Genomic DNA, 16,187 nt, shown 5'->3' with positions numbered 1-16,187 from the left:
TGTTCCCGCGTAACGCACTACGCTGGAGCAGCCTCTTCTTCTTTTATTGTACGGGACTGATTGCGTCCGAGCAGCAGCATTACTATTAAAATCACCAGCATCCCTGCCGTCATAGCCGCCAACAAAACAACCGTCCATTGTACGGAAAACCGGTCCATCAGCCATCCGGTAATTCGCGGGAAAACCGCGCCTCCCACTCCTCCTAAAGCGACCAACAGACTGGTCGTCCTCTCCGTCATGCCCGGCAATAATCCATTTGCATAAACGAGAGCAATGCCGAAAACACCGGAGAAACATAGTCCGCTAACCGCAATAAACAGCAGCGACCAGAAAGCGTGATCCGTGACGGTCATCATGCCAAATGCGGCAGCAGCGCTTAACACCGCAATGAGCAAATACATCGCATAGCCCATTCGATCCGCAATGACACCGGCGAAGAGCCGCCCGATGACCATCATTCCCCAAAACAAGCTAAGCGCCGCCGTCGCTGAAGACTCGGACATATCCGTCCGCTCAATCAAGATGGAGGGCAAATAATTGGAGAAACTCATTTCCACCCCGACATAAACCATGAAGAAAGCTGCGCTCAGCGCCAAAAAGGGAATGGCTGACGCGGAGTAGCCAAGACGCCTCTTGTTTAAATGGGCAGCCGATTGGCTCCCTTCTTCTGACTCATGGACCGCGGCGCTGGCCCCGGTGGGTTTCCTCGTCATGCCAAGCTGCGAATCCAAGCTGCCAAACGACATCGTCAGCCAAAGGACAAAGGTGATGCCTGCCATAGCGGCCAATATAGGGAACGATAGCTGCCATATATGCTGCTGGATCAAATAAGCCGCTGTAAGCGGGATCAGCAGCGCGCCGATGCCGAAAAAGGTTTCCAGCCGGCTCATCGCCGAAGCTTTGCCTTTCATCAAATCGATAATCATCGCACCGACGATCGCTTCCGTCATGCCAAAGCCAATGCCTGCTATAGGAGCAATCGCGAGCATCCATCCCCATGGCAGGAGCAGACTATAGGCGGCTTCACTGACAGCTAGCAGGCCCATCGCCACAAGCACGGCCCCTCTTTTGCCTATTCTCGCCGTAAGCGACGGGGCGAACAGCACGCCGACCAAAAACCCGAGAAATTGATTCATGATCCACTGCCCGCCGTCTTTATATGTAATGCCGTAATAGCTAATCATCTGTTCCAATATCGCCCCGCCTACAACATGCGCAAGACCGATAACCAAATAAGAAAGGCAGCCAATCCACAGCAACTTCTTCATTCCGTTTAATCCCCTATCCCGCACGCCCGGTCGAAGCTCATTTTATCTATGCTATAATGAGGCATGACTACTACATTCAATCACTTTCCATATTATAAACGATACGAGGACGGGATGACCATTCGACCCATGTCCCTAAATGATGCCGAGTCCATCAGCGGCTGGAGGTACGATCCTCCTTACGACGTCTACAATTGGCCCGATTGGACGGACATGGTAAGGGACGGGTATGAATTCGGCGATCCCGCCCTGCGCGAGCAGCAATATGCGTCTATAACCGATCATGCCGATGAACTCATCGGCTTTGTTCAGTTTTTCCCTTTGCAATCGGTAACCAGACTTGGTTTCGGCCTGCGTCCCGATCTTTGCGGACTTGGGCTCGGGGTCACATTCGTCATGACGATCGTTAGCGAAGCGATTGGCAGAACGCCGGATAACGAAATCGACTTGGAAGTGCTGACCTGGAACGATCGCGCTATTCGAACCTACGATCGAGCCGGGTTCCAAATCGAAGACACCTATATGAAGCCTACGCCTACGGGCCTTAAGGAATGCCACTGCATGGTTTACCGGGAGCGGCAGCTCTAATGGCTCACCATGCCTTTTAACCGTTGCCGGTACAACAGTGGGCATCCCGCATATCCGCGAACAATATAAGCCCTTCGCGCACGAGTACCGAAACGGTGCGGATCCACTCTCTCGTTTCCAAATCGGCATAGGCCCTCGAAACGATGGACCTCCGCTGCTCGTTAAGCTGCACCAGATTAGGAATAAAATACGGACGCCAGCTCCAATTGGCATGGCGGTACTGCGCCTCTCGCAGCCAGTTCCCCTCATGCCCCCGTCTAAAGTTCGCCGAGAGCTGAATGCCTTCTTCGTTGCACAAATAGACTCTCATGCATGTATCGCCCAGTTCCGGCAGCAGCTGCTCCAGCCAATCATCGGCATCCCCGCTAACCGCATCCTTCGCCTTTGCTTGAAGCTGTCCGGCAAGCCGTTCCGCATGCCGATGCCAGCTCCTCTCCGCCGCAGCCAGTTCCTTGACGTTCCGCTCCAGCTCTCTCTCAATAATAGAAGCATACTTGGACGATTCCTGAAAATCCTTCTCCGCCGGAGAAAACAAGAAGCCTTGAACATAACGAGCGCCCGATTGAATGGCCCGCTCCAAATCCTCTCTCGTCTCCACTCCTTCAAACAGCAAAGAAGCCCCGATTTGCTCAGCCAGCTCCGAAAACGAACGAAGCACGCCGTAATAGCCATTGTGGGTGGCGCTCTTTTTGACCATATGCATATCGATTTTCAGCAGATGGGGCTGAATTTGCGCGATCCGGTCGGCGCTGCTGAATCCGCTGCCCACATCGTCAATGGCAATCAGGCACCCTAGGGAACGATAGCGGTCCACGATAGGCAGCAATATATCCATAGAACCGCTAAAACTCTCCTCCGTAATTTCAATCACGACTCTGCCGGGGTCCACCCCGTATTTCTGCAACAAAACGAGTGTGTGAAGATCGCCCTTCTGCCCGAACCGGTAAATCCAATCCGGCTTCAAATTCAGAAACAGCAAAGGCGGACTTGCCTCGCCTCCCTGCCGTTCTATGGCTTGCTCCCGAATCAGCCGATCCACTGCCAAATGATCCTCCATCGGCACCGACGCATTTTCGAAAAACGGGCCAAGACTTCGAACCGTCTCTTTGCCGACCGCCCGTCCAAGCACTTCATATCCTGCAATTCTCCTCGTATCCAGCGCGATGATAGGCTGAAAATAGGCGGCTATCGTTTCTTCTTTTAAACCGGCTGTCGCGGGCAACAAATGCGCTGATGGGAAGACGGCCATAGCTCTCTCCTCTACGTCAGATATATGTTAGATATTCTGCCATATTTTTTCTTTTATTGTAATGGAGGAGTTTGCTTAAATCAATCTAATGATTTGAATCACATTATCCCCTTGGGAAACTTCAATAATATGATGTTTGCTGTTATACGAAATAACCCCTTTGCCAACCTCAATTTCCGGATCTTCGCCAAGTCCAAAAAAGACGTCGTCCGCCAGCGCCTCCATCACCTCGTGACGATCTTCGGCGGGCAGCGCCTCCCATTCCTCCGGTTCCATCTCAAAAAACGTATAGCTTTCCTCGATTTGACCGACCGCTTCCGTCAATTCCTTCAAAATATCGCTGTATTCACGCGCGTGACGCACTCCCATGGATAGACACAACTCCTTATTTTATAGAACTCAAATTTTATAGATCGCAAGTGGATTACTATAATTTCAGAATACCCTTTTGTCGATATAAATAGAAGTTAAATCATATAACGATAACATACTGGACGGGGTGTATGATGAAAAACTCTACAATTATTGGACTTGTGCTAGGTTTAGTCGCCGTACTCGGCGGGATGGTGCTGAAAGGCGCCCATTTGTCTTCATTATTAAATCCCGCTGCTTATATGATCATTTTGGTTGGTACGGTTGCTTCCGTCATGATTGCTTTTCCAATGTCCGAGCTCAGCAAAGTCGGCAAGCTGTTTAAAATTGCATTCACCGATCAAAAAATGACTTCTCGCGAGGAGCTTATCAGCCGCTTTATGGAATGGGCTTCGATTACTCGCCGCGAAGGCCTGCTCGCCCTTGAGGCTCGCGTCGACGAAATCGAAGACACTTTCCTGCGCAACGGAATGCGCATGATTATTGACGGCAACGATCAGGATCTCGTGCGCGACGTTCTGCTAGAGGATATTGCCGCCACAGAAGATCGCCATAAAGCCGGAGCTCTTATTTTCACCCAAGCTGGAACCTACGCCCCTACTCTCGGGGTACTCGGCGCCGTTGTCGGCCTTGTTGCCGCTTTGGCCGATATGAGCGAAATGGAGAAGCTTGCCCATGCAATCGCGGGCGCTTTTATCGCAACGCTGCTTGGCATATTCACAGGTTATGTTCTTTGGCATCCGATTGCCAATAGGCTGAAACGTATTTCCAAACAGGAAATTCAAATTCGACTAATGATGCTGGAAGGTTTGCTGTCGATCCAGTCGGGCGTATCCACCATTGCCATCAATCAGAAGCTTTCCGTCTTTCTGACGCCTACCGAGCGGAAACGGATGAGTGAAAAGGAGGGAGGGGCCGATGAGCAAAAAGCATAGGCACGAAGAGCACGAAGAGCATGTAGACGAATCTTGGCTTATCCCTTACGCCGATTTGCTCACTCTGCTGCTCGCGCTTTTTATCGTGCTGTACGCCATGAACTCCGTTGACGTGAAAAAATTCGAGCAAATGTCCCAAGCGTTCAGCGTAGCATTCAACAGCGGCGCAGGCGTGCTCGATTCTCCAGCCATTAATACAAACGGAGAGGATCCAAAGAAAAACGATCAGGATGCGGACGATAAGAAAAATACCGACGGTGAAAAAGACAGCCAAAATAAAAACGAGAATGTAGCTCAAGATCCGAAGGATGCCGAGCTTCAGGAGCTGATCAAGCGGGAGCAGGCGGAGCTTGAAGATTTGAAGAAAAAAATCGACGCCTATATCGATAAGAACGGCCTCACCTCCGATCTGGAAACCAAGCTAAATATGTCCCAGCTTCTGATTACGATCAGCGACAACGCCTTGTTTTCACCGGGACAAGCTACCGTCAAGCCGGAAGCGAAGCAGCTTGCAACGGCCATTGGCAAAATGCTTCATCAATATCCGAACTACGACATCATCGTGGCGGGCCATACGGACAACACGCCCGTTAATCGGCATGAGTTCAACTCTAACTGGGATCTAAGCTCCATTAGAGCGGTCCGGTTTATGGACATTATGTTAGAAAACAAAGATTTGAATCCAAAACGGTTCAGCGCCATCGGTTATGGCGAATACCACCCCGTGGCAGACAACAAAACGGCCGAAGGAAAAGCGAAAAACCGGCGCGTAGAAGTGTCTATTCTTCATACGTACATCAATTCTGCCAATCCGGAGAAGCTGAAGGCTAATTAAATTAAACCGCTGGCATGGGATAGCACCGAAACTGCACAAGACCTATCCCTACGATCGCTGTTGTATCCAGATTCCTTGAACAATTTCCAAATGGTGGAGTCCGGATGCAAAGGCGAACGCTGCGCTTCTACGGGATAGGTCTTGCTGCGTTTTCGATTCCGCCATGGGAGTAGTTTTAAATGAAAGAAGCCTTCCTTTGTAGTGGGAGCTAAAAGCAACCATTTCAAAGGAGGGCTTCTTTTTTATATACTAGATTTAAATAACTCATTCCGCGTTATGCATCTCAACCGCTGTCTTTCATACGGAGCACCAATCGATTGTACGGGCACAACTGTATCCCCATCTGCCGGCTCCTAGTGTGGAAAAAAACATCTGAGAGACATTGGAGAACAGAGTTAATCCTTTAATCCTTTTAGTCACTTAGGAGAATAGTCCAGCAAGCCGAACAACTCGCGGCGCTCGTCTTCTGAGAGATTGCGCCATTTGCCTGTGGCCAGCTCGCCCAAATGAATGTTCATGATTCGGACCCGCTTCAGCTTCCTGACATGAAAGCCAAAAGCCTCGCACATTCTGCGAATTTGGCGATTTCTCCCCTCTGTCAGCACGATGCGGAAAGTCCGCTCCGCCACGCGCGTTACTTTGCACGGCAGCGTGAGACTTCCTAACACTTTAACGCCTTGTGACATCCCTCTAACAAACGCATCGTTAACGGGCCTGTCTACCGTTACAATATATTCTTTTTCGTGTTTTCCTTCCGAACGCAAAATCGGGTTGACCACATCCCCGTCGTTCGTCAAAAGAATAAGGCCCTCCGAATCTTTGTCCAGCCGCCCTATCGGAAAAATTCGCTCGGCATGTCCTACAAAGTCGACAATATTGCCTTTAATGTGTCCCTCAGTCGTGCTCGTAATGCCCACCGGCTTATTGAGCGCGATATAAACATGCTTTTTTTGCGCGCCTATCCTTTTGCCGTTGACGCGCACATCGTCCCCATGCTCCGCCTGGCTGCCAAGCTCCGCGACGAGGCCATTGATCGTCACCCGTCCGCTTTCCACAAGCTTGTCCGCTTCCCGTCTGGAGCAGAAACCCGTCTCGCTAATAAATTTATTGATTCTCACTGCTGACTCACCTCGTTGTAGCGTATCCTACACTATGATTGGCCGTTTCGCAACAAAGCCGCCAAGGAAGGCATCTCTCCCGACGAAACGATTTTTGGAGCCGCCCCTTCCAAAATAGCCGCTGCTAACATCGACTCCGCGATTTCTTTGGCTGAAATCGGTCCATATTTCTTCAGCTTGCCTCGGAATAAAAACGCCAGCAACCCCGTTATTTTATACGCAGCCACTTCGACAAATCGATACTCCTGCCGGTCGCCCACAATGAGCGAGGGCTGAAAAATATGCAGCGCCTTAAGCGGCAGTTGCTGCAAGTCACGCTCCAGTTCTCCTTTTACCTTACTGTAAAAGAACACAGAACCTTCGTCCGCTCCAAGCGCCGACACGACCAGCAGCCGGTTGGCGCCATAGCGCACCGCAAGCCGTCCGAGCTCCAGCGGATAATGATAGTCAACCCGGCGGAACTTTTCCTTTGAGCCCGCTTTCTTCCGTGTTGTGCCAAGCGCACAATACACATCGGCGTCCCTTAGCAGCTCTCCGGGCAGCTCATCAAGCTTTTCAAAATCGACAACGAGCTGATCCAGACGAGAATGCTTGATCTCAAGTTTGCGCCTTGCCACAACCGTCACTTTGGAATAATCCCGGCGTTCAAGCAGCAACTTCACAAGTTCCCCGCCTACCAGTCCTGTCGCCCCAACGATCAATGCCCTCTTCTCCATGGCGCTTCCCCATCTCCTTGCCGCAACAGCTAAGATGATTCCAGTATATCCTGCCCCTCGGTCTCTTTCAAAGCAGGAAGCGTCAGCTTGACGGAGGTGCCTACGTTTTCTTGGCTTTGAATGTCTAGCGTTCCTTGATGGGTATTAATAATCCGCTGGCTGACCATAATGCCGAGCCCTGTGCCCGTTTCTTTCCCCGTGAAAAAAGGGTCGCCGATTTTCGAAATCATATTTTCCGGAATGCCGACTCCTTCGTCCGTAATGGAAATGGCGATGCCCGTTTTTTTTCTGTGGATAGAGATATGGATCGGCCCGCCTGAGGGCATCGCTTCGATCGCATTTTTCAGCAGATTGATGAACACCTGCTTCAACTGGTTTTCCTCACAGGAAATGAGGCATTCCTCTTCCGTTATAACGGTATGAAACACGATATTGTGCAAATGTGCCTCGCTGTCCAAAAAACGCAGCACATCATGCAATACGTCCCGGACATCCTTGGTCACAAACTTGGTGGCCTGCGGCTTGGCCAATATTAAAAACTCGCCTACGATCAGGTTAATCCGATCCAGCTCCGACAACATAAGGCCGACATGAGACAAGTTAAGCGACTTGCTTTGCATTTGAAGCTGCAGAAACCCTCTAAGCGTCGTTAGCGGGTTGCGAATTTCATGAGCCACTCCCGCTGCCAACTGGCCGACCGTCGTCAGCTTTTCGGAGCGCCGCAGCAGCTCCTCCATCCGGTTGCGGCTTCGCATATCTCTGCAAATGCTGGCGAAGGCGCGGATCGTACCGTCCGAATCCCGGATCGGAGATACAGTCACGCTAACCGGTATGATCTCCCCTAATCGGGTCACTCGCACCGTCTCCTGCGCCGGAAGCTGCTTTCCTGCAAGCAAAAGGCCGATCATTTGCCTCTTTTCCATTCTATGCGTATCTGGAATCGTGGGAAACCTCATGCCCAGCACATCCGCTTCCTCGTAGCCAAAAAGCTGTTCGAAGGCGCGGTTAACCTGGATCACTTTTCCTTCCAAATCCATCAAGTGAATGGCGTCGTTGGAATGGTTGATAAAGGATTCCAGATGCTCCTTCATCCTTCTGTTTTCCTCAAATGCTTTTCTCAGCTTGTTCATATAAATGCTTAGATTTTGCGACATTGCGTTAATTTTGAGCGCCAGCAGCCCAAACTCGTCCTTCCGCCTAATTTGGATAGGCTTATGAAAGCGAACGGAAGAAACCTCGTTGACCTTCCACAAAATATCTTTCAGCGGCCGAATCATAATGCCGACCATCCAATAAATGACCACTATCATAATAAGCAAAAAAAGACCGGTATACACGATCGTGTAGTCCCGCTTTAAATCGACAAGAGTCGTGATGCTCGCCCGGTCGTACACGATGCTGACGACATAATCAGACAGCATCGTGCTGGAATAGTAGCTTCTTAAAAACCGGCTGCCGTCTACCTCGATATCGCGCAACACAAATTCGCCGGGCTTCGACGCTTGCACAAAGGCGGAATCGTTGATAGCATCTAGGTACGTATAGGTGCCAAGAATGATGGAGGAGTCGGCTTTTTGAAATAAAGTGACCTCTTTAATATGGGGGTTTACCCCATGCAGCACATCAAATAAATCTTCTTTGGCGTGAAACTTGAATCCGGAGCCGTCCGTCGGCAAAACGTTGTATTCCGCAATATGTTCAATCGTTTGCTCGGATGTATGCTTCATTGATTCCTTCATCATATATTTCATTTCGCGGACCATCGTATATTCGCTGAGCAAATGATATAAAATGACTACCGCGAACAGCATGACGGAAATGACCACCGATAATTTCATCTTTATCGACAATGAACGACACACCCTTTAATAAGATGAGCGGTTAGGCGTAGAACTTAATGACTATTCACAACTCGTACACACTGTCAACAGAACTTATGCACAAGCGTGGATGAATTGTGGGTAAGTCTGTGTATATCAGAAAAGTTATACACAATTTTATCAACAGTCTGTTAACATCGGAATATTTGTTCGTTGCATAATTTATTCCCATATCGGGCAAGGAGTCTGACCATACATGAAGAGAGAAGAAGAAGATCGCAGCTGGATGATGGAGGCTATCGCGGAAGCGAAAAAGGCCGAGCAGATAGGCGAAGTTCCCATCGGCGCTGTCATCGTCCGAAACCAAGAAATCATTGGACGGGGCCATAATCTGCGCGAAACAAAGCACGACCCTACGGCGCATGCCGAACTCGTCGCGATTCGCGATGCCTGTGAAAACATCGGGGCATGGCGGCTGCTGGACTGCACCTTATATGTAACGCTGGAGCCTTGTCCCATGTGCGCAGGCGCCCTCGTTCAGTCCCGTGTCAAACGGGTCGTATACGGCACGACAGACCCTAAAGCGGGATGCGCAGGCACACTCATGAACCTACTGCAAGAGCCCCGTTTCAATCACGAAACGGAGCTGACTAGCGGCGTCCTGCAAGATGAATGCGCATTGCTGCTTACTCAGTTTTTCAGGCGGCTGCGTGGACGGTAATACTATCTATGTTTTATCGCGCTGATTGGAGGAAAGTTCGAATTCATTCCGCTGAATGTACTGAAGCGCTACGATGAGCTGATCCGCTTCTTCGCTGATGGCCAGAACGGCCGGATCCGTCAGACTGCCCCGCGCATCGGCGATTTCATGAAGCTTTTGCCGAAGCGACTGCAACTGTCTAAGCAAGTGTTTTTTATCCATGGTTGCTTCGAGGCACGCTCCTTATCTAGTCATCATGTCGTATTAGTTCCATTATACTCCGTCAAAAACGAAGTGTTTGTAAAAACATGTCGACGATTGACTACAATTTTTAGGCATCATTCGACAAATTAAGGATATAAGTTCCATTTTATAGTACTTTTGGCCCAAAAAGCAAATATATATTTTAGCATGCCATTATGCGGCGCAATTGTAATATAGGAAGCGATAAAGTAAAATGACTTCATACTCTTTGAAACAGCGAGATCATTAATTAATGCCACTATAAACACGCCGAAGTTTGATGATTATATGTACACTTACGACGCTTATTTGAACCAGAATTTAGAGGTGGCTTTTTGGATCACCCGTCACAATACAGGGGCCTCCCTCATGCTTGGAAAAGTGTGTAGCAAACTGATAAGAAGATAGTCTACAAGAATGGAGCTGATCGCATGCAGCTGGCTTCCTTAACGAATAATCTGGATTGCGTTGTCCTGCAGGGCCATCGGGAGATCGAAATCACATCCATAACGTTTGATTCCAGGGAGGTCGTACCCGGCGCTTTGTTCGTAGCCATTGCCGGCTTCACCATGGACGGACATCAATACATAGAAAAGGCGATCGAACTCGGCGCAGCCGCTGTCCTTGTGGAGAAGGATATTGCCGTGCCCGGCCCTGTTACCGTGCTGAAAACCGGGGATACACGGAGCGCGCTTGCGCTAGTTTCGGCCGCTTTCTACGGTCATCCGTCGGAGGGGCTGAACTTGATCGGCATCACCGGCACGAACGGCAAAACGTCGACGTCTTATTTTATAAAGTCGATTTTGGAGAAGGCGGACCGGAAAATCGGCGTCATCGGCACGATTGGCGCTATGGTTGGCAATGAGCCTTTAAAAACAAAGTCGACGACGCCTACCACTCCGGAATCGCTCCATCTCCAGGGCATGTTTAAGGCCATGGTCGATTCGGGAGCGCAGGACTGCGTGATGGAGGTTTCCTCCCATGCGCTCAGCCTGCACCGCGCGGCGGCTTCCAGCTTCAAAATCGGCGTTTTCACCAATTTGACGCCCGACCATTTGGAGCTGCACCGGACGATGGAAGAATATTTTGAGGCCAAGTCGATGCTGTTCGATTTGACGACCGACTACAATATCATTAATTCCGACGATGTGTACGGCAGGCAGCTTGCAGACAAAGTCCGATCTTATTCGGCAAAGCTGATCACATACGGATTGTCGGATTATGCCGATATTCGGGCCTCCGACATTCGGTACGAGGCGAACAGCACCACCTATGCCGTTCATACGCCAACCGGAAGCATAGAGATCCAAGTCAACTTGCCCGGCCTTATCTACGTGTACAACAGCTTGGCCGCCATCGCATGCGCCTATTGCAGCGGAATTAGCTTAGAGCAAGCGGCGATCGGCATCCGTGCGGTTGAAAGCATTAAGGGCCGACTTGAAGTCGTCTATCAGGATGACGATCTCAAAGTGATTGTCGATTTCGCCCACACGGAGGACAGTCTGGAGAAGGCGCTCGCGACATTGCGTCCGTTTACTAAAGGAAAGCTAATCCTTGTGTTTGGCGTCTATGCGGCACCGGGCAAGGATGGCAGCGGAAAGCGGGAAGCGATGGGCAAAATCGCGGCCGAACATGCCGACTTCTGCATCGTCACCTCCGACAATCCGAAAAATCAGGACCCCGACGCAATCATTGCGGAGGTATCGGCTGCCGTTGAAGCGGCGGGAGGCCGCTACAAGGGCATTGTGGACCGAAGAGAAGCCATTCAGCAGGCAATCGAACTCAGCAAAAAGGATGACGTCATTCTGATCGCTGGCAAAGGTCACGAGACGACGCAGGTCATCGGGAAAACGGAAATTCCGTTTAACGAAGCCGAGATCGTCCGCGAATTTATGTCCGAGCGCACTCACTCAACTACTCAAAGAAGGTTTGAACATGGATTATAAAAGCTTAGGCGTCATCGGCGGCATGGGTCCTAAAGCGACCGCCGTCTTTTTCGATAAAATCATTGAGCATACTGTCGCCCAGCGCGATCAAGAGCATGTGGATATGATCATTTTGAATCATGCCACTATTCCGGATCGAACGACCGTCATTTTGGAAGGGACGGAGGAGCGGTTTCTGGAAGCGGTGGCCAAGGATCTGCGGCTGCTGGAATCGGCTGGGGTAGCCCATATTGCGATCCCTTGCAACACCTCGCATTACTTTTTTGAAGCGATGCAGGCCATGACGTCCGTTCCTATTATTCATATGGTGGATGAAACGGTCGGGCAGATTCGGGACACATTCGGTTCCGGGGCGAAAGTCGGCGTACTGGCGACATCCGGCACCATAAAAAGCGGCGTCTACGCCAAAGCCTGCGAGAGGTACGGACTGGAGCATTACGCCCCGGATGAGGCGATACAGGAACAAGTGATGAAAATCATTTATTCCAACGTGAAACGGGATTTGGACTTTTCGCCGGATGAGCTGGAAGCTCTTATTCGGGAGCTGCGGGACTCGCATGGTTGCCAATACGTCATCTTGGCCTGCACCGAGCTGTCCTGCATTAAGCTAGGCCCGGAATATAAGGACAACGTAGTGGATGCCATGCAAGTGCTGGTGGAGAAGTCGATTACTCTGTCCGGACGGGCTGTTAAGCGGGAACAGTAAGCTAGGCTTTGCTAGAAAGCATCAAAGCGATATAGGCCGTCTCCATTGCAGCGGTGAGCTGCTTGGGTCGGCTTTTTTATAAGCTTAATTTAGAAGCGTCCGACGACCTTTATGATTTTCTATGAAAAAAACCTCCGGCATACGCTATGAAGCGTACATCGGAGGTTTTTGTTTTACCGCTTAAGAATTATGAATAACAAGTGAATGAGTGCCAAGTTCATCGTAAGATTTAAAAAACTGATCGGCGTCGTAAGTGACTTGCCCTTTGAGCGGGTTCATGACATGAACGGTATTATTGGCTTTGTTATAGCCATTCAATACTACGCAATGCAGATTGACCGGAGCTTTGAACAGCTCGCCCGTATCTCTAAAGTACCATTGAGAGGTGATCTTCGGAGGCGACAGATCGAGCGTCACCCAAATGACGACGGGATTGCCGGCATCTAGCTCCGCGTAAATCTCTTCTCTTGTGCTTCCGCTTATATCGACCGGCTCATAATCGCCGCCAAACTCGTCAAACACTTTGTTGGCCGCTTCGGCAATCGGGGGCGCATATACAAACCATGCGATTTTGTCCCTTGGGTTGCCTGCGTAAGCCTTGTAGGGGTCTGCCCCGTACAGCTTGCCGTCCTTCCGGAAAAACGGCTCCTTCGGCAAATATTCATCGGCCATCACTTCTTTGGTCAGATCATAGCCAAGTCCGTTCAGCACGCTCGTAAGCGACGTAATTTCACAGCCGTTAGGCAGCTCCGGCTTTTGCATAATAAGCGGAACGTCGACGTACACTTCGGAAACATCAATGGTTCCGTCCGCCGTCCACTCATAACCTTTTACATATTCGGGAATCGTACTCGTAAAAGAAAGCTCGCGGCTGCTCGCGTTTAGATCAACGCCCGCAACCTTGTCATCCAGCTCGAAAGGCTCCATGATTTTGATCTGCTTCACTAAATAATTGGCTCCGTAGTCCAGCTTGGACGACTTCGCCGTTCCCGTGGCATCCGTTGTCAGCGTCTCAAGGACACGGTCGGAAGCGCCGTCCACAATTTCGAACTGCGTATCGCGGATAGGCTTGCCCGTCGTACTGTCTTTATGAACAATAGTAATAATGCCTTGCTTAACCTTTGGCTTTGCTTCCGGTGTACTCGTGCTTGCCGGATTGCTCGAATTTCCTCCGTTCCCGCTCGTGCCGCCGTCATTCGTATTAAACGCGCCTCTTGCGATGACAAACACAAGCACGATTAAAGCCGCTGACACGGCAATCATCAAAAACCTTTTCAACCTTTTGTACCTCCATTGTAAGTCCTTATTTCTGAACACGCTTTTAGAACAAGCTATGTTTCTGATGCTGTTGCTGAATGGCCGAACCTTGCTCCCAATTGGGCTGTACGGTTCCAGACAGGCTGTTTTCCTATAATCTATGCGGCAAGATAAGCAGCATTTCCTATTAAGTCCTACTGGCTAATAAATTTGCCGTATGCTTCTTCATCCAGCACTCTATCGATTTCACCGATATATTCCGAATAACGGTCCGGATGGCAAAAGCCTTCTTTAAACTTGTACAGGCCGTCGGAACAATCCAGCTTAAATACGCCGCCGAAGTCATATCTGTCTTTGCCTTGCTCTACCGCCCACTTGATCATTTCCCATTGCAGAAGATGCGGAGCCATCACATTGCGATGCTCGTTAGCGCTCGCACCGTAGATGTACCATGTCTTGTCCCCGTAGCTGATCGCAACGGCAGCGGCAATGGTCTCTCCTTCATATTCGGCAAGGTAAACTCTCGTATAGTCCCGATAGGCTTCCAGCATTCTAGCAAAATAGTTGTATGGACGATAAGAAATGCCATGACGATTGCTCATGACGACATACAACTGGTGGAACAGCTCCAAATCGGAGGGCTCCGCGCTATATCTCGTTTGAACGCCTTTGCGCTCCGCAAGTCTGATATTGTACCTCGTTTTGGAATGGAAGCCTTCTATTAATTCCTGCTCCGACTTTCCTTTCAAATCGAGCACCATGTTAAAGCGCGGCTGTGTCGTATCTTTGGAACCGACGTTGCGATTCCGCAGGACGTAACCTAGCTCTTCATATTGCTTATGCAAAGACTCGTCATAGAACGTCTCCGGGTCGATACGCAGCAAAAAAGCTCTGTGCTCGCGCACAGCCTCTTCCGCTTCCGTCATCAAACGATGGACAAGCGCTGCGTTGCGCGGATCGCAAACCGGCCCTTTGCAGCCATACGCCAGCTTTTTGCCTTCGACCGCATTTACCATCAGAACAGACATCGCCGCCGCGATTTCGCCGCTCTCCTCAATATATACGTAAAGCGGAACCCAATTGTTCTTCACTTCGGACCATCCCAAATCTTGAGTTGCTGTAGCGAAAGGTGAAGTACGGATGAACCGCTCATAACGAGCCAATTCAGCTGCGTTCGATAAGTCTACGATTGGCATTACAAACTTCCTTTCTGCTCGTAAAATTGCTTGTAACGATCCTCGTAGCTCTTATAATATTTCCGGACATGCCACCAGCGTTTGATCGCCTTGTCCGCCTCATATTGCAGAGTCATGCAGTATTTCTTTTCTTTAATCAGTTTTTTCATATAGGTGACGGCAGCTTTGTCTTCCGTATAAGCCAAAGCCACTTCCTTCGGAACACCGAGCCACAGATGCTCAGTATTTGCGTAAACGACCGGCTCCTGCTTGCCGTACACGAGGCTCTCCACAATAAACTTGGCCAAATTGTAGCCGCTGCCCGTCGTAAAGAAGCTGCTCCGTCCTTGGCGCAGATTGATTTCAAAAATTTTATATTTCCCGTCGCGGACATCGTACTTCATATCGAAATTGGCAAGCCCCGTATAGCCCAAAGCTTCAAGGAATTGCTGATATTTGCTGTAAATATCCTCATTGTATTCGTTGACGATCGCTACATAATTGCCGACGAGCGAAGGTGTGCAATCCTCTAGCAGCGGACGTCCAAGGCACATCAGCCGGACTTTTCCGTTCTGATCGGAGTATGCATTAAGCACTCGCATATTGGAATCGTCGCCGGGAATAAAGTCTTGCACGATCATTTTGCCCGTGTAGGAAGAGCCGTAAATTGCTTGCAGCGTCCCCTCCAGCTCCGACTGCTCTTTAATAATGTAAGCTTTCTTTTTGCCTTCAAAAGAAGCCTCCAAATAAGCGATGCTGTCGGCGGGCTTAAGAGCTACAGGGTAGCCGAACGGCAATTGAACGGAAGCGGCGTTTTCTTTTGTAACAATAAAAGTAGCCGGATAGTCCAAGCCGTATTGCTCGCATAGAGCATAGAAACGATCCTTGTACAGCAGCTCGTCGATCCATTTCTCCGCTACAAACGGCAGCAAGTAATGGCCGGAGAGCTTGTCTTGATCGCGAATAACCAGCTCTGCGTAGCTGTCGCTGCTCGCGATCAGCACTAGCTTGTCGGCCTCCAGCTTCAACTCCTCCGCAAACTCGATCATCGCGTCCGCAAATACGGCGGGATCGTCGAGGTTTTCCACGACTTTGATCGTTGTAATATCGGAGTAGTTGGTCATAAACAGCTTGCCCTTGCCGATGCAGCGGCTTATTACGCCGTATTCCATATGGAAGGAACGGGCCATGCCGTACGCGTTGATGTCGGTTCCTAATATGACGGGGATAAAATCAAGCTTAGCCACAAAATCGAACTC

Annotated in this window: 16 protein-coding genes; 6 read left to right on the top strand and 10 right to left on the bottom strand. The window is 50.0% G+C overall.

The window, feature by feature from the left end; all coding sequences use genetic code 11:
• Positions 1 to 17: 17 nt before the first annotated feature.
• A complete protein-coding gene (locus ACFQZE_RS21310; protein WP_379360855.1) occupies positions 18 to 1,268 on the bottom strand; it encodes an MFS transporter in 1,251 nt (416 codons plus the stop codon).
• Between the two features lie 114 nt (positions 1,269 to 1,382).
• Between ACFQZE_RS21310 and ACFQZE_RS21305 the strand changes: the two genes are divergently transcribed.
• On the top strand, positions 1,383 to 1,856 hold the full coding sequence (locus ACFQZE_RS21305) for a GNAT family N-acetyltransferase (RefSeq protein WP_379360853.1): 474 nt from the start codon (positions 1,383 to 1,385) through the stop codon (positions 1,854 to 1,856).
• A 16-nt stretch (positions 1,857 to 1,872) separates the two neighbouring features.
• On the opposite strand, the gene ACFQZE_RS21300 is transcribed toward ACFQZE_RS21305, so the two are convergent.
• Positions 1,873 to 3,105 (bottom strand): EAL domain-containing protein, encoded by a 1,233-nt coding sequence (locus ACFQZE_RS21300; RefSeq protein WP_379360851.1) that lies wholly within the window; start codon positions 3,103 to 3,105, stop codon positions 1,873 to 1,875.
• Between the two features lie 75 nt (positions 3,106 to 3,180).
• Positions 3,181 to 3,474: a hypothetical protein gene (locus tag ACFQZE_RS21295; RefSeq protein WP_379360849.1), complete on the bottom strand. Its 294-nt coding sequence runs from the start codon at positions 3,472 to 3,474 to the stop codon at positions 3,181 to 3,183.
• A gap of 137 nt (positions 3,475 to 3,611) precedes the next feature.
• Here ACFQZE_RS21295 and motA point away from each other — a divergent pair, with 137 nt between their 5' ends.
• Together motA and ACFQZE_RS21285 are read left to right on the top strand one after the other, a co-directional pair.
• The gene (motA, locus tag ACFQZE_RS21290) at positions 3,612 to 4,412 is read left to right on the top strand and encodes a flagellar motor stator protein MotA (RefSeq protein WP_379361144.1); all 801 of its coding nucleotides are present in this window, start codon (positions 3,612 to 3,614) and stop codon (positions 4,410 to 4,412) included.
• Entirely contained in the window at positions 4,396 to 5,247 is an 852-nt protein-coding gene (locus tag ACFQZE_RS21285) for a flagellar motor protein MotB (RefSeq protein ID WP_379360846.1), read from the top strand. The genes motA and ACFQZE_RS21285 overlap by 17 nt, the downstream gene beginning before the upstream one ends.
• A 416-nt stretch (positions 5,248 to 5,663) precedes the next feature.
• Here the strand turns inward: ACFQZE_RS21285 and rluF are convergent, their stop codons facing one another.
• From rluF to ACFQZE_RS21270, 3 genes are read right to left on the bottom strand one after another with little or no spacing between them, the layout of a single operon-like run.
• Entirely contained in the window at positions 5,664 to 6,365 is a 702-nt protein-coding gene (gene rluF / locus ACFQZE_RS21280) for a 23S rRNA pseudouridine(2604) synthase RluF (protein ID WP_379360844.1), read from the bottom strand.
• A 32-nt stretch (positions 6,366 to 6,397) separates the two neighbouring features.
• Positions 6,398 to 7,081, bottom strand: a complete 684-nt coding sequence (locus tag ACFQZE_RS21275; protein WP_379360842.1) for an NAD(P)H-binding protein — start codon at positions 7,079 to 7,081, stop codon at positions 6,398 to 6,400.
• A 29-nt stretch (positions 7,082 to 7,110) separates the two neighbouring features.
• Complete coding sequence (locus tag ACFQZE_RS21270; protein ID WP_379360840.1) at positions 7,111 to 8,931, bottom strand: PAS domain S-box protein; 1,821 nt, start codon at positions 8,929 to 8,931, stop codon at positions 7,111 to 7,113.
• 226 nt (positions 8,932 to 9,157) lie between these two features.
• On the opposite strand from ACFQZE_RS21270, the gene tadA reads away from it, so the two are divergent.
• Positions 9,158 to 9,622: a tRNA adenosine(34) deaminase TadA gene (tadA, locus tag ACFQZE_RS21265; RefSeq protein WP_379360838.1), complete on the top strand. Its 465-nt coding sequence runs from the start codon at positions 9,158 to 9,160 to the stop codon at positions 9,620 to 9,622.
• Positions 9,623 to 9,628: 6 nt separating this feature from the next.
• On the opposite strand, the gene ACFQZE_RS21260 is transcribed toward tadA, so the two are convergent.
• A complete protein-coding gene (locus ACFQZE_RS21260; protein ID WP_379360836.1) occupies positions 9,629 to 9,823 on the bottom strand; it encodes a Spo0E family sporulation regulatory protein-aspartic acid phosphatase in 195 nt (64 codons plus the stop codon).
• 452 nt (positions 9,824 to 10,275) lie between these two features.
• On the opposite strand from ACFQZE_RS21260, the gene ACFQZE_RS21255 reads away from it, so the two are divergent.
• Both ACFQZE_RS21255 and cuyB read left to right on the top strand, forming a co-directional pair.
• Positions 10,276 to 11,790: a UDP-N-acetylmuramoyl-L-alanyl-D-glutamate--2,6-diaminopimelate ligase gene (locus ACFQZE_RS21255; RefSeq protein WP_379360834.1), complete on the top strand. Its 1,515-nt coding sequence runs from the start codon at positions 10,276 to 10,278 to the stop codon at positions 11,788 to 11,790.
• Positions 11,780 to 12,496, top strand: coding sequence for a cysteate racemase (cuyB, locus tag ACFQZE_RS21250; protein WP_379360832.1), 717 nt, complete (start codon positions 11,780 to 11,782; stop codon positions 12,494 to 12,496). The genes ACFQZE_RS21255 and cuyB overlap by 11 nt, the downstream gene beginning before the upstream one ends.
• Before the next feature lie 180 nt (positions 12,497 to 12,676).
• Here cuyB and ACFQZE_RS21245 read toward each other — a convergent pair whose 3' ends face one another.
• The 3 genes from ACFQZE_RS21245 to ACFQZE_RS21235 form a co-directional block, all read right to left on the bottom strand.
• The gene (locus ACFQZE_RS21245; RefSeq protein ID WP_379360830.1) at positions 12,677 to 13,774 is read right to left on the bottom strand and encodes a C39 family peptidase; all 1,098 of its coding nucleotides are present in this window, start codon (positions 13,772 to 13,774) and stop codon (positions 12,677 to 12,679) included.
• Between the two features lie 173 nt (positions 13,775 to 13,947).
• Positions 13,948 to 14,949 (bottom strand): lipid II:glycine glycyltransferase FemX, encoded by a 1,002-nt coding sequence (locus ACFQZE_RS21240; protein WP_379360828.1) that lies wholly within the window; start codon positions 14,947 to 14,949, stop codon positions 13,948 to 13,950.
• Positions 14,949 to 16,175, bottom strand: a complete 1,227-nt coding sequence (locus tag ACFQZE_RS21235) for a carboxylate--amine ligase (protein ID WP_379360826.1) — start codon at positions 16,173 to 16,175, stop codon at positions 14,949 to 14,951. The genes ACFQZE_RS21240 and ACFQZE_RS21235 overlap by 1 nt, the downstream gene beginning before the upstream one ends.
• Between the last annotated feature and the right edge of the window lie 12 nt (positions 16,176 to 16,187).

The sequence above is a fragment of the Paenibacillus sp. GCM10027627 genome, assembly GCF_042675505.1.
Lineage (GTDB): Bacteria > Bacillota > Bacilli > Paenibacillales > Paenibacillaceae > Pristimantibacillus.
Note: the sequence above shows the minus strand (reverse complement) of the source record. Positions and strands in the feature narration are given on the sequence as shown.

What these genes read in the sequence shown, in the direction of transcription:
- ACFQZE_RS21310 (WP_379360855.1), bottom strand. Translation starts at nt 1,268, where the DNA reads ATGAAGAAGTTGCTGTGGATTGGCTGCCTTTCTTATTTGGTTATCGGT.
- ACFQZE_RS21305 (WP_379360853.1), top strand. Translation starts at nt 1,383, where the DNA reads ATGACCATTCGACCCATGTCCCTAAATGATGCCGAGTCCATCAGCGGC.
- ACFQZE_RS21300 (WP_379360851.1), bottom strand. Translation starts at nt 3,105, where the DNA reads ATGGCCGTCTTCCCATCAGCGCATTTGTTGCCCGCGACAGCCGGTTTA.
- ACFQZE_RS21295 (WP_379360849.1), bottom strand. Translation starts at nt 3,474, where the DNA reads ATGGGAGTGCGTCACGCGCGTGAATACAGCGATATTTTGAAGGAATTG.
- motA (WP_379361144.1), top strand. Translation starts at nt 3,612, where the DNA reads ATGAAAAACTCTACAATTATTGGACTTGTGCTAGGTTTAGTCGCCGTA.
- ACFQZE_RS21285 (WP_379360846.1), top strand. Translation starts at nt 4,396, where the DNA reads ATGAGCAAAAAGCATAGGCACGAAGAGCACGAAGAGCATGTAGACGAA.
- ACFQZE_RS21275 (WP_379360842.1), bottom strand. Translation starts at nt 7,081, where the DNA reads ATGGAGAAGAGGGCATTGATCGTTGGGGCGACAGGACTGGTAGGCGGG.
- tadA (WP_379360838.1), top strand. Translation starts at nt 9,158, where the DNA reads ATGAAGAGAGAAGAAGAAGATCGCAGCTGGATGATGGAGGCTATCGCG.
- ACFQZE_RS21260 (WP_379360836.1), bottom strand. Translation starts at nt 9,823, where the DNA reads ATGGATAAAAAACACTTGCTTAGACAGTTGCAGTCGCTTCGGCAAAAG.
- ACFQZE_RS21255 (WP_379360834.1), top strand. Translation starts at nt 10,276, where the DNA reads ATGCAGCTGGCTTCCTTAACGAATAATCTGGATTGCGTTGTCCTGCAG.
- cuyB (WP_379360832.1), top strand. Translation starts at nt 11,780, where the DNA reads ATGGATTATAAAAGCTTAGGCGTCATCGGCGGCATGGGTCCTAAAGCG.
- ACFQZE_RS21240 (WP_379360828.1), bottom strand. Translation starts at nt 14,949, where the DNA reads ATGCCAATCGTAGACTTATCGAACGCAGCTGAATTGGCTCGTTATGAG.